The following is a 12514-nucleotide window of genomic DNA, read 5'->3' on the forward strand; positions in this document are numbered from 1 at the left end:
TGGCCCGTCTTCTCCAGCCCCCCGATCCAGCGCCATGCATACCACCCCCAGCGTCAACGACTACCTGCGCACGCACATACGCACCGTTCCCGACTGGCCGGCGCCCGGCGTGCAGTTCCGCGACATCACGCCGCTGCTGCAGGACCCGCAGGTCTTTCGCGTGATGACCGACGCCTTTGTGCACCGCTACATGCAGCGCGGCATGCGCCCCGATGTGGTGGCCGGGCTCGACGCGCGCGGCTTCATCCTGGGTGCCGTGGTGGCCCACGAGCTGGGCGTGGGATTTGTGCCCATCCGCAAAAAGGGCAAGCTGCCCTTCACCACGGTGGAGGAAACCTATGAACTCGAATACGGCAGTGCCACAGTGGAGCTGCACACCGACGCCGTCAAGGCGGGCGACCGCGTGCTGCTGATCGACGACCTGATCGCCACCGGCGGCACCATGATGGCCGGCAAAAGGCTGCTGGAAAAACTCGGCGCCACCGTGATCGAGGGTGCGGCCATCGTGGACCTGCCCGAGCTGGGCGGCTCCACCTTGCTGCGCGATAGCGGACTGCCGCTGTTCACGCTGGTGGATTTCGCCGGCCACTGAGCCAGGCCGCAGCCCGGTCAGCGCAGTTCGCCGTACTGGGTGACGCCCAGGTCCAGGTGGTCCAGCGTGCTGTGGGGAAAGTCCGCACCGCGATCGCCTGCGCCCGGCCCGAGCAAGGGGCCCGAGCGGCGCACACCAGCGGGAGCCGCTGCAGCAGAGCCTGCAGAACCCGCTCCCCGCCCAGCTGAGGGCATGGCCGCCACGGCGAGCTTGAAGGCCGCCATTTCCTGATCGTCTATGGGCTCGAAGGGCGCCATGTCCTGCCTGCGGCGCTGCGGCGCCGCCGCCTCCATCGAGGCCACCACCGGGACGGCCATGGGCGGGACGGGACGCGGTGTGCGCGTCGCTGCGGAATGCACCTGGACTTGGGCCTGGGCTGCAGCGTTCTGGTCGCTGACCCGCCAGTACACGGCCGTCACGACCGCACCCATGCGGGCCTTGGCCGCCTGGGCCAGCATGGCCTCGATCTCGCTGAGCCGCGCGGTTTCGCTGGCATAGGCCCGCGCCAGGTCCATCATCACCACGAAGCGCTGGCCCACGTTGTCCAGCGAGAGCACCTTGAACTTGTAGCTGGCTGACAACACACCGGCACGCACCATGACATCGCGCACCACACCGTAGAGCTGCTCACGGCGCTCGGAACGCTCGCTGCGGCGCCCGCCGGGCCCTGCATCACGACGCGCCACGGCACTGGCCTGGCCATCGTCTCCGGGCGAACCACGGCCCTGCTCCGGCACAGGCTTGCGGGAAAACCAGTTGAACACAGACATGGGGGCTCTCATTGTCACGAATAGTCACAAACTCGCGGCATTGTGCCTGCAACTTTGCGACATTTCGAGCACGGGCGCAGCAAAACCGCTGTATCAATTTGTCGCAGCGCAAAGGCCGGCCTGTCACCGCCCCGCGCCCGCAGAACGCCCCGCCCCAGGTGCTGCCCGGGAGCCTTTCAGGTACTGGCCACACGGCGGCGGCTGTCCACCGCACGGCGGGCAAGCACCTGGCCGGCCGCCATGACCAGGGCCAGCGCCACACCGGGCTGGCGATTGCTGAGTTCGGCGAAGCGCATGGCCGTCAGGCACCAAAGCCGTCCCGGCGCAGCCGCCTGCACGGTGGCATGGCGCGCACGGTGGGCGAAGAAGGCGCCCTCGCCCAGGATGGAACCCGGGCCGACGATGGCCAGGCGGATGCGCTCCTTCGCATCCTGGTAGTGCACGCTGAGGCTGCCGGACTCCACGAAGTACAGATTGCGGTCCAGCGAACCTTCGGCAAACAGCAGCTCGCCCGCCGCCAGCGTGACCGGCACCAGGTAGGGCGCCAGCAGATCCCATTGCTCCAAGGTCAGCGCGTTCTGCACACCATCGACAGCCACGGCCGACGACATGGCCTGGGCCAGTGGCCGCAAATCATTGTGGGAGGAAGAAGACATGGCGGATCCGGTTCGAAGTGGGCCGCGCACCCGCGCCAGGGCTGCGCCCGGCGGCAGGCAGCGACGAGGGCCGCTGCGGCACGCCGCATGCTAAGCGACGGCAGCGGGCACGCCAATGCCGACAAGCGGGTTTTCGGCGGCAAATTTTGTAGCAAAAGATAAGTATTGCAGCAACTCTGCCGGCTGTGCGAATAGGTCGGGGCCATCCGGCAGCCCGGTCACTTGCCGATGCAGAAGCTGGAAAAGATCACGCCCAGCAGATCGTCGGAGCTGAATTCCCCGGTGATGGAGTTCAGCGAGACCTGGGCCAGGCGCAGTTCCTCGGCCAGCAAGTCCAGGTGGGCGGCCTGGGCCGCCAGCTGCAGCTCGGCCTCCTGCAGGTGGGCGGCCACGGCCTGCAATGCCTCCACATGGCGCGCGCGCGCCAGGTACAGGCCTTCTGGGGCGGACTGCCAGCCGGCCACGTCCAGCAGGCGCCGGCGCAGGGCATCCAGGCCGTCGCCCGTGCGTGCCGACAGTGCCACGCTGCCTTCACGGCCGCCATGCGCCTGCATCCGGGCGGGTTCCGCGCGATCGGTCTTGTTCCAGACATCGATGACGGGCACCTGGCGCGGCAGTTTCTGGGCCAGGGTTTCGGCAATGGCGGCATCGGCAGCGAGGTAGTCGTGCTCGCCCATGCGTGTGAGGTCGTGCAGGAAGAGCACGGCATCGGCCGCGGCGATCTCGTCCCAGGCGCGCGCGATGCCGATGCGCTCGACCTCGTCGCTGCTCTCGCGCAGGCCTGCCGTGTCGATCACATGCAGGGGCACGCCCTCGATCTGGATGGTCTGCTGCACCTTGTCGCGCGTGGTGCCGGCAATCGGGGTGACGATGGCCAGCTCCGCACCGGCCAGCGCGTTGAGCAGCGAGCTCTTGCCCGCGTTGGGCTGGCCCGCGATCACGACCTTGATGCCTTCGCGCAACAGCGCACCCTGGTGGGCGCGCGACAGCACCTGGTCCAGCTTGCCACGCAGCCGCGCGAGCTGGCCGCTGGCATCGGCCTTTTGCAGGAAGTCGATCTCTTCCTCGGGAAAATCCAGCGTGGCCTCGACCAGCATGCGCAGGTGCACCAGCGCGTCGCGCAGGCCATGGATTTCCTCGGAAAAAGCGCCCGACAGCGAACGGCTCGCACTGCGCGCGGCGGCCTCGGTGCTGGCGTCGATCAGGTCGGCAATGGCCTCGGCCTGGGCCAGGTCGATCTTGTCGTTGAGAAAGGCACGCTCGGTGAATTCACCGGGCTGGGCCAGGCGCAGGCCCGGCAGCACGACGCTGCGATGGTCTTCGCCAGAGGCTTGCGCAGCCTCCAGGCAGCGCGCCAGCAGCAGTTGCAGAACGACGGGACCGCCGTGGGCCTGAAGCTCCAGCACATCCTCGCCGGTATAGCTGTGCGGCGCCGGGAAGAACAGGGCCAGGCCGTGGTCGATGGGGCCACCCTGGGCATCGCGAAACGGCAGATAGGTGGCCTCGCGCGGCTTGAGGTCGCGCCCGCACAGCGCCCGCACCAGCGGCGCCACGCCCTTGCCGGACACACGCACGATGCCCACGGCACCCCGCCCCGGGGCGGTGGCGATGGCGGCGATGGGGTCGTTGTGGCGGGGCAGCATGGATGGAGCTTTCTTGGGAGGGATTTCAGGCCGCCGATGATAGGCCGCCCATGAAAAAGCCCGCCGAAGCGGGCTTTGGAGCAAGGGCCTCGCAGGCTTACTTGGCCGGCGTGGACTTGCCGAATTTGGGCAGGTTGAACTGCGGCGGCACGCCCATGCGGGTGTTGATGATCCACTGCTGGGCGATGGACAGGATGTTGTTCGTCAGCCAGTACAGCACCAGGCCGGCCGGGAAGAAGAAGAACATCACGCTGAAGACCAGGGGCATGATCCACATCATCTTGGCCTGCATCGGATCCGGCGGAGCGGGGTTCAGCGCGGTCTGCAGCAGCGAGGACAGGGTCATCAGCACGGGCAGGATGAACAGAGGATCCTTGGCCGACAGGTCGGTGATCCAGCCGATCCAGGGCGCGTTGCGGATTTCCACGCTGGACAGCAGCACCCAGTACAGCGCGAAGAACACGGGAATCTGGATGATGATGGGCAGGCAGCCGCCCATGGGATTGACCTTTTCCTCGCGGTAGATGCGCATCATCTCCTGCTGCATCTGCTGGGGCTTGTCCTTGAGGCGCTCGCGCATTTCCATGATGCGCGGGTTGATGGCCTTCATCTTGGCCATCGAGGAGTAGGCCTTGGCATTGAGCCAGTAGAAGGCGATCTTCAGCAGCAGCACCAGGGCCACGATGGACCAGCCCCAATTGCCCAGGAAGCCGTGCAGCTTGTCCAGCAACCAGTACAGCGGCTTGGCCAGGATGGTCACCCAGCCATAGTCCTTGACCAGCTCCAGCCCGGGCGCCAGCGATTCCAGGCGCTTTTCGATCTGGGGGCCGGTGAACAGGCGCGCCTCCACGCTCTTGCTCTGGCCGGGCTCGATGGTGCCCACCGGCGTGATCATGCCGACGGCGTAGAGGTTGTTGTCCACCTTGCGCAGGAAGTTGTCGCGCTGGATGCCCTCGGCCAGCAGCCAGGCGCTGGCGAAGTAATGCTGGACCATGGCCACGTAGCCGCCCGAGGACGACTTCTCGACGCTGGCCTTGCCGCTCTCGATGTCCTTGAACTCGACCTTCTGGTACTTCTTCTCGTCGGTGTAGACGGCCGGGCCCGTGAAGGTGGAGTACATGGTGGACTGTTCGCCTTCGGGCTTGTTGCCGTCGCGCACCAGTTGCAGGTAGAGCTGCGGGCTCACGGCCGCCGTGCCGGTGTTCACCACTTCATGGCGCACGCCGATGTCGTAGGCGCCGCGCTTGAGCGTCCAGATCTTGACCAGCTTCACGCCACCCATGTCGGGCGACTCGAAGCGCAGTTCCATCTGGTCCTCGCCGTCCTTGAGCTCGCGCGCGCCGGGCAGCGCGGTCATGGTCGTCTTGTGCGTGGGGAAACCGCCGCCGATCAGGCCCGACTGGCCCAGGTACACGCGGTGCACGCTCTCGTCGAACAGCACCACGGGCTTGTCCTTGTGCACGGAATCCGCGTACTTGAGCAGCTCGGCATGGCGCAGCGTGCCGCCCTGGCTGTCGAAGGTCAGGCGCAGCACGTCGGTGCTGATGGTGACGTTCTGGCGCGGGGCTGCCTCGGGCGCGGCGGCAGCGCCGCCAGGCACTTCGCCGGCACCGGCCGTTGCCGCAGCAGCCGCCGAGGGCACGCTGGCATCGCCGGGCGCCTTGCCCGTTTCAGGTGCCGGGGCCGTGGCGACGGCAGGCGCGGGGAAGAAAGTGGCCTTCTTGCCGCTGTGCACTTGCCATTTGTCCCATAGCAAGACCAGCGAAAAGCCAAATATCACCCACAGGATGGTGCGGCGAATATCGTTCATGAAGACTTCTTAGGTGAGGAAGGTTGGGTGTTTTCGGGCGCAGCCGTCAGGCTGGTGAACAGCCTGGGCTTTTGCTCTGGCACAGGGTCATGCCCCCCGTCACACCACGGATGACAGCGCGCCAGGCGGCGCAGCGTCAGGTAGGAGCCTACCGCAGCGCCGTGTTGCTCCAACGCTTCAAGGGAATAGGCCGAGCAGGTGGGCGTGAAGCGGCAGGCCGAGCCCAGCCAGGGACTGAGCATCAGCCGATAGCCGCGCACCAGCGCCATCAGCAGCCGCTGCATCATGGCGCAACCCCGATGCTCTCGCCAGCAGCTGCGGCGCGTTCCTGTGCGGGCTGCGGCAGCTCGGGCGCAGGCTGCGACAGGCGTTTCGCCGCATAGGCGAACAACTGCTGCAGCTCGGCGCGCACGGCCTGCCGGAGCACATCAGAAGTGGCGCTCACGAACTGGCGCCGGTCAAAGCCCGAGCGCAGCCGCACCACATGGGCGCCTTGGAGCATCAGGGTCTCATGCTCGCTGCCCACGGCATAGATCTGCCGCTTGATGGTGTGTCGCGTCACCGAACGGCGCGCCCAGCGCTTGGGCACCATGGCGCCCAGCCAGGCATCCTGACGCACGACGCCAACGCCGAACAGGGCCTGCGGGTCTTGCGACCCGGGCCCTGTCGGTGGCGCCATGGCGCCGCCCTGCTCCGTCAGAACGAGACGGTGCAGGGCGAAATGCGCGGTACGCGATACCGTACCGGCAGCCATGGCGGCCTGAAACTGCGGACGTGTTTTCAGCCGTTGCATGCCAGCACCCCGTTCAGGGGCTCAGTGCAGCGAGCAAACCGCCCAGCAATGGCTGGCCTTAGACGGCCAGACGCTTGCGGCCCTTGGCGCGGCGAGCGTTGATCACGGCGCGGCCGCCCTTGGTCTTCATGCGGACCAGAAAGCCGTGGGTGCGGGCGCGACGGGTCTTGGAGGGTTGGTAAGTACGTTTCATGTTGGTTCCTAGAGAAGGTTCAGTTTTGCACCGGTCCCGTATCCGGCACGCTACACGCAGTGCAGCCAGCAGCCGCCACAAAGGCAAACCGCCAGGCCACCTGCCAAAAATCTGCACGATGCACTTGCCATGTGCAGCCCAAGGAGCAACCCCGAGAGGTTTCGCCCAAGGCCGCCAGCGGCAGCATGCAGACCCGATGCAGACGGGCGGGACATATCACCCTGAACACATTCAGGGAAACCCGCGATTATCACAGCGTTGTCCACTTGATGCAATGCCCTTCGAACCCGAAGGATGCCTGCCCATTTTGCGACAAGGCGGAGGACAAGCTCCTCATATTTTGTGGATAACTTCCGCAAAAGCTACAATGGCAGCCTCGCAACAGTTCCTCCTATCCACAACTAGACTTCGACAATGACAGAGGAACCTACGAACGATGCAGGCCAGGGCCTGTGGCAAGTCTGCGTTGAGCAACTGGGGCAGGAAATGCCCGAACAGCAGTTCAACACCTGGATCAAGCCCCTGACCGCGCACGTCGCCGAAGACTTCTCCAAAGTCACCGTCTACGTGGCCAACCGCTTCAAGCTCGACTGGATCCGCGCCCAATATGCAGGCCGCATCTCGGCCATGCTGGAGTCGCTCTATGGCCAGCCGGTGACGCTTGAGTTGGCACTCGCTCAGCGGGAAAGCGTTGTGCGGACTTACGTCCGCCCCTCCTCCAGCGAGCGCTCGGCCCCGCCGGAAACCATCGTCACCTCGGTGCCCACGGTCACCAGCGAAGACGCGGCAGCGCCCGTCTTTCGCACGCGCCTGAACGCCGCGCTAACCTTCGAGACCCTGGTGGAAGGTACGGCCAACCGCATGGCACGCTCGGCCGCCATGCATGTGGCGGGCTCGCCCGGACACCTGTACAACCCGCTGTTCATCTACGGCGGCGTGGGCCTTGGCAAGACCCACCTGGTGCATGCCGTGGGCAACAAGCTGCTGGCCGACAAGCCCGACGCGAAAGTTCTCTACATCCACGCCGAGCAGTTCGTCTCGGATGTGGTCAAGGCCTACCAGCGCCGCACCTTTGACGAATTCAAGGAGCGTTACCACTCGCTGGATCTGCTGCTGATCGACGACGTGCAGTTCTTCGCCAACAAGGACCGCACGCAGGAGGAGTTCTTCAACGCCTTCGAGGCGCTGCTGGCCAAGAAGAGCCACATCGTGATGACCTCGGACACCTATCCCAAGGGTCTGGCGAACATCCACGAGCGGCTGGTATCGCGCTTCGACTCCGGGCTGACGGTGGCCATCGAGCCGCCCGAGCTGGAGATGCGCGTGGCCATCCTGATCAACAAGGCCCGCGCCGAGAACGCCGAGATGCCCGAGGAAGTCGCCTTCTTCGTGGCCAAGAACGTGCGCTCCAACGTGCGCGAGCTCGAAGGCGCGCTGCGCAAGATCCTGGCCTATTCGCGCTTCAACCAGAAGGAAGTCTCCATCCAGCTGGCCCGCGAGGCCCTGCGTGATCTGCTGTCCATCCAGAACCGCCAGATCAGTGTGGAGAACATCCAGAAGACGGTGGCCGATTACTACAAGATCAAGGTGGCCGACATGTACAGCAAGAAGCGCCCGGCCAGCATCGCCCGGCCGCGTCAGATTGCCATGTACCTGGCCAAGGAATTGACCCAGAAGAGCCTGCCCGAGATCGGCGAGCTGTTCGGCGGGCGCGACCACACCACCGTGCTGCACGCGGTGCGCAAGATCGCCGGCGAACGCCAGCAACTGACCGAGCTGAACCAGCAGCTGCACGTGCTGGAGCAAACTCTCAAAGGTTGATGAAAACTCCCCCATTCTGGTCGTATGTACGCGGCAAAATGGGGGATTCGAGCGGCAAGAGGGGGCTCATTTGTGAGCCGCCGCTCCTACCGAGACCCGCATCCTTAAATCAGAGGTTGACATGATCGTCCTGAAAGCCACACAAGACAAAGTTCTCGCGGTCCTGCAATCGGTGTCCGGCATCGTCGAACGCCGCCACACGTTGCCCATCCTGGCCAACGTGCTGATCAAGAAGACCGGCAACGCATTGCAGCTGACCACCAGCGACCTGGAAATCCAGATCCGCACCACCGCCGAGCTCGGCGGCGACACCGGCGACTTCACCACCACCGTGGGCGCGCGCAAGCTGATCGACATCCTCAAGACCATGCCCGGCGACCAGACCGTGAGCCTGGAGACCCAGCAGGCCAAGATGGTGCTCAAGGGCGGCAAGAGCCGCTTCACGCTGCAGACCCTGCCGGCCGAGGACTTCCCGCTGGTGCAGGAGGCTGCGGCCTTCGGCCCTTCGTTCAGCGTGCCGCAGAAGGTGCTCAAGGACCTGCTGGGCCAGGTCTCCTTCGCCATGGCCGTGCAGGACATCCGCTACTACCTCAACGGCATCCTGTTCGTGGCCGAGGGCAAGCAGCTGTCCCTGGTGGCCACCGACGGCCACCGCCTGGCGTTCGCAAGCAGCCAGCTGGACGTGGAAGTGCCCAAGCAGGAAGTGATCCTGCCGCGCAAGACCGTGCTGGAGCTGCAGCGCCTGCTGTCGGATGCCGGTGGCGAGAACCAGCCCCACATCGAGATGCAGTTCGCCAACAACCAGGCCAAGTTCACCTTTGGCGGCATGGAGTTCGTGACCAAGCTGGTCGAGGGCAAGTTCCCCGACTACAACCGTGTCATCCCGCGCAACCACACCAACAGCGTGACCCTGGGCCGCGCCCCGCTGCTGGCCAGCCTGCAGCGCACGGCCATCATGACCAGCGACAAGTTCAAGGGCGTGCGCCTGACGGTGGAGCCCGGCACCTTGCGCGTGGCGTCCAACAACGCCGAGCAGGAAGAGGCCATGGACGAGCTGGACATCGACTACGGTGGCGACACCATCGAGATCGGCTTCAACGTCACCTACCTGATCGACGCCCTGTCCAACATGAGCCAGGACATGATCAGGATCGACCTGCAGGACGGCAACAGCTCGGCCCTGCTGACCATCCCCGAGAACGACAGCTTCAAGTACGTCGTGATGCCCATGCGCATCTGACCGCGCGCCACACGACACCGATGCCTGACACATTGCGCAGCCCCTGCACCCGCCGCCCGGTGGCACAAGCCGGTGCACGGTGCGCAACCACCCTACCCGACTCGTAGCCCGCAGCGCGCGTCCCTACGCACCGCGCCAGCGGCCGAATCGAACATTTTCAAGCGAAGCGACAGCTTCCGACGGAACTACCCCAGGGCCTTCCATGACCGACGAGAACAAGCCAGAAAACCAGACCATTGCCCCCGAAGGCTCAGACTCCAGCGGCTATGGCGAAGGTGCGATCCAGATCCTCGAAGGCCTGGAGGCCGTGCGCAAGCGCCCCGGCATGTACATCGGCGATACCTCCGATGGCACGGGCCTGCACCACCTGGTCTTCGAAGTGGTGGACAACTCCATCGACGAAGCCCTGGCCGGCTACTGCGACGACATCCTGGTCACCATCCATGCCGATGGCTCCCTGTCCGTCATCGACAACGGCCGCGGCATCCCCACGCGCGTGAAGATGGACGACAAGCACGAGCCCAAGCGCTCGGCGGCCGAGATCGCCCTCACCGAACTGCACGCGGGCGGCAAGTTCAACCAGAACAGCTACAAGGTCTCGGGCGGCCTGCACGGCGTGGGCGTGTCCTGCGTGAACGCGCTGTCCATCTGGCTCAAGCTCAGCGTGCGCCGCGACGGCGAGGTCTACGAAATCGACTTCTCGCGCGGCCACGTGCAGAACCGCCCGATCGAGATCGTGGACGGCGTCGAGGTCTCTCCGATGCGCGTGGTCGGCAAGAGCGACAAGCGCGGCACCAAGGTCCACTTCCTGCCCGACACGGAAATCTTCACGCAGAACCATGAGTTCCGCTACGAGATCCTGGCCAAGCGCCTGCGCGAACTCTCGTTCCTGAACAACGGCGTGCGCATCCGCCTCAAGGACGAGCGCGACGGCCGCGAAGACGACTTCTCCGGCGCCGGCGGCGTCATGGGCTTCGTGCAGTTCATCAACGCCAACAAGAAGGTGCTGCACCCCACGGCCTTCCACGCCAACGGCACGCGTCCTGCGGAAAGCTACGGCGGCATCCCCGGCACCGAGATCGGCGTCGAAGTCGCCATGCAGTGGAACGACAGCTATGCCGAGCAGGTGCTGTGCTTCACCAACAACATCCCGCAACGCGACGGCGGCACCCACCTGACGGGCCTGCGCGCCGCCATGACGCGCGTGATCGGCAAGTACATCGAGCAGAACGAACTGGCCAAGAAGGCCAAGGTCGAGGTCAGCGGCGACGACATGCGCGAAGGCCTGTGCTGCGTGCTGTCCGTGAAAGTGCCCGAGCCCAAGTTCAGCAGCCAGACCAAGGACAAGCTGGTCTCCAGCGAAGTGCGCGCGCCCGTGGAGGACATCGTCGCCAAGGCGCTGACCGACTACCTGGAAGAAAAGCCCAACGACGCCAAGATCCTGTGCAGCAAGATCGTCGATGCCGCGCGTGCCCGCGAGGCCGCGCGCAAGGCCCGCGAGATGACGCGCCGCAAGGGCGTGCTCGACGGCATGGGCCTGCCCGGCAAGCTGGCCGACTGCCAGGAAAAGGACCCGGCGCTGTGCGAGATCTACATCGTCGAGGGTGACTCCGCCGGCGGCTCGGCCAAGCAAGGGCGCGACCGCAAGTTCCAGGCCATCCTGCCGCTGCGCGGCAAGATCCTGAACGTGGAAAAGGCCCGCTACGAAAAGCTGCTGACCAGCAACGAAATCGTCACCCTGATCACGGCCCTGGGCACCGGCATCGGCAAGGCCACGGCCGAATCGGGCAAGAGCGGCAGCGACGACTTCGACCCCAACAAGCTGCGCTACCACCGCATCATCATCATGACCGACGCGGACGTGGACGGCGCCCACATCCGCACCCTGCTGCTGACCTTCTTCTACCGCCAGATGCCGGACCTGGTCGAGCGCGGCCACATCTACATCGCCCAGCCGCCGCTGTACAAGGTCAAGAACGGCAAGGAAGAGCTGTACATCAAGGACGGCCCCGCGCTCAACCAGTACCTGCTGCGCATCGCGCTGATGAACGCCAGCGTCAGCACCGGCGGTGCCAACCCGCGCACGCTGGACGGCGAGGAACTGGCCAAGCTGGCCAACATGCACCTGGCGGCAGAGACCGTCATCGACCGCCTGTCCAACTTCATGGATGCCGAGGCCCTGCGCGCCATCGCCGACGGCGTGCAGATCACGCTGGACAGCATCGAGGCGGCCCAGGCCTGCGCCCCCATCCTGGAGGCCAAGCTGCGCGAGTTGACCACCACGGGCGTGCCCGCCGAGGTCACGGCCGAAATCGACCCCGTCTCCGAAAAGCCCGTGCTGCGCATCAGCCGCCACCACCACGGCAACATCAAGAGTTCCATCCTCACCCAGGAGTTCGTGCGCAGCCACGACTACGCCGCGCTGGCCGACGAAGCCCAGAACTTCAACGGCCTGCTGGGCGAAGGCGCCAAGGTCACGCGTGGCGAAGGCGAAAAGGCCAAGAGCGACAAGGCCGGCGACTTCCGCCAGGCCATGCAATGGCTGCTGCACGAAGCCGAACGCACCACGGCCCGCCAGCGCTACAAGGGCCTGGGCGAAATGAACCCCGAGCAGCTATGGGAAACCACCATGGACCCCACCGTCCGCAGCCTGCTGCAGGTGCAGATCGGCGACGCCATCGAGGCCGACCGCGTGTTCACCATGCTCATGGGCGATGAAGTGGAGCCACGCCGGGAATTCATCGAGACGAATGCGCTGCGGGCGGGCAATATCGACGTGTGATCGCGCAGGTTCTCCTCCATCTCGTAGAACCTTCGACGTCGCCATCGAGCTGTTGACCCTGCAGTGCGGCATTGGATTGCACAGCATGGCGCCAACAGCAACGCAAAGCCCGGGATCAGCATGCCACTGATACCCGGGCACCAGCGCATCGCCAGATCAAGCGTGAAAAACAAAGGCTGAAAGAGAATGTCGATCGATCCGAGAATCGCCGGCA

At 65.4% G+C, this 12514-nt stretch carries 11 protein-coding genes; 4 read left to right on the forward strand and 7 right to left on the reverse strand.

Annotation, left to right across the window (positions count from 1 at the left end; translation table 11 throughout):
* Positions 1-34 precede the first annotated feature (34 nt).
* Positions 35-592 (forward strand): adenine phosphoribosyltransferase, encoded by a 558-nt coding sequence (locus INR38_RS03345; RefSeq protein WP_012207849.1) that lies wholly within the window; start codon positions 35-37, stop codon positions 590-592.
* Positions 593-609: 17 nt separating this feature from the next.
* On the opposite strand, the gene INR38_RS03350 is transcribed toward INR38_RS03345, so the two are convergent.
* From INR38_RS03350 to rpmH, 7 genes are all read right to left on the reverse strand, one after another.
* The gene (locus INR38_RS03350; protein WP_207442570.1) at positions 610-1362 is read right to left on the reverse strand and encodes a hypothetical protein; all 753 of its coding nucleotides are present in this window, start codon (positions 1360-1362) and stop codon (positions 610-612) included.
* Between the two features lie 176 nt (positions 1363-1538).
* Positions 1539-2018 carry a cyclic nucleotide-binding domain-containing protein gene (locus INR38_RS03355; protein ID WP_012207851.1) on the reverse strand — a complete coding sequence of 160 codons (480 nt, stop codon included), beginning with the start codon at positions 2016-2018 and terminating at the stop codon, positions 1539-1541.
* Between the two features lie 218 nt (positions 2019-2236).
* On the reverse strand, positions 2237-3661 hold the full coding sequence (mnmE, locus tag INR38_RS03360; protein WP_207442571.1) for a tRNA uridine-5-carboxymethylaminomethyl(34) synthesis GTPase MnmE: 1425 nt from the start codon (positions 3659-3661) through the stop codon (positions 2237-2239).
* Positions 3662-3758: 97 nt separating this feature from the next.
* Positions 3759-5471: a membrane protein insertase YidC gene (gene yidC / locus INR38_RS03365; RefSeq protein ID WP_141833104.1), complete on the reverse strand. Its 1713-nt coding sequence runs from the start codon at positions 5469-5471 to the stop codon at positions 3759-3761.
* Positions 5468-5758: a membrane protein insertion efficiency factor YidD gene (yidD, locus tag INR38_RS03370; RefSeq protein WP_012207854.1), complete on the reverse strand. Its 291-nt coding sequence runs from the start codon at positions 5756-5758 to the stop codon at positions 5468-5470. The genes yidC and yidD overlap by 4 nt, the downstream gene beginning before the upstream one ends.
* Positions 5755-6264: a ribonuclease P protein component gene (locus INR38_RS03375; protein WP_207442572.1), complete on the reverse strand. Its 510-nt coding sequence runs from the start codon at positions 6262-6264 to the stop codon at positions 5755-5757. Before INR38_RS03375 ends, yidD begins: the two co-directional genes overlap by 4 nt.
* Before the next feature lie 58 nt (positions 6265-6322).
* Positions 6323-6457: a 50S ribosomal protein L34 gene (gene rpmH / locus INR38_RS03380; protein ID WP_012207856.1), complete on the reverse strand. Its 135-nt coding sequence runs from the start codon at positions 6455-6457 to the stop codon at positions 6323-6325.
* A 414-nt stretch (positions 6458-6871) separates the two neighbouring features.
* Here rpmH and dnaA point away from each other — a divergent pair, with 414 nt between their 5' ends.
* The 3 genes from dnaA to gyrB all read left to right on the forward strand — a co-directional run bounded on the left by dnaA (position 6872) and on the right by gyrB (position 12300).
* Positions 6872-8278: a chromosomal replication initiator protein DnaA gene (dnaA, locus tag INR38_RS03385; protein WP_012201941.1), complete on the forward strand. Its 1407-nt coding sequence runs from the start codon at positions 6872-6874 to the stop codon at positions 8276-8278.
* Positions 8279-8399: 121 nt separating this feature from the next.
* Positions 8400-9518: a DNA polymerase III subunit beta gene (gene dnaN / locus INR38_RS03390; RefSeq protein ID WP_012201942.1), complete on the forward strand. Its 1119-nt coding sequence runs from the start codon at positions 8400-8402 to the stop codon at positions 9516-9518.
* 202 nt (positions 9519-9720) lie between these two features.
* Positions 9721-12300 (forward strand): DNA topoisomerase (ATP-hydrolyzing) subunit B, encoded by a 2580-nt coding sequence (gene gyrB, locus INR38_RS03395; RefSeq protein WP_097204868.1) that lies wholly within the window; start codon positions 9721-9723, stop codon positions 12298-12300.
* The last annotated feature ends 214 nt before the right edge of the window (positions 12301-12514 follow it).

Source organism: Delftia sp. SD018, assembly GCF_017355445.1.
Taxonomy (GTDB): Bacteria; Pseudomonadota; Gammaproteobacteria; order Burkholderiales; family Burkholderiaceae_C; genus Comamonas; species Comamonas acidovorans.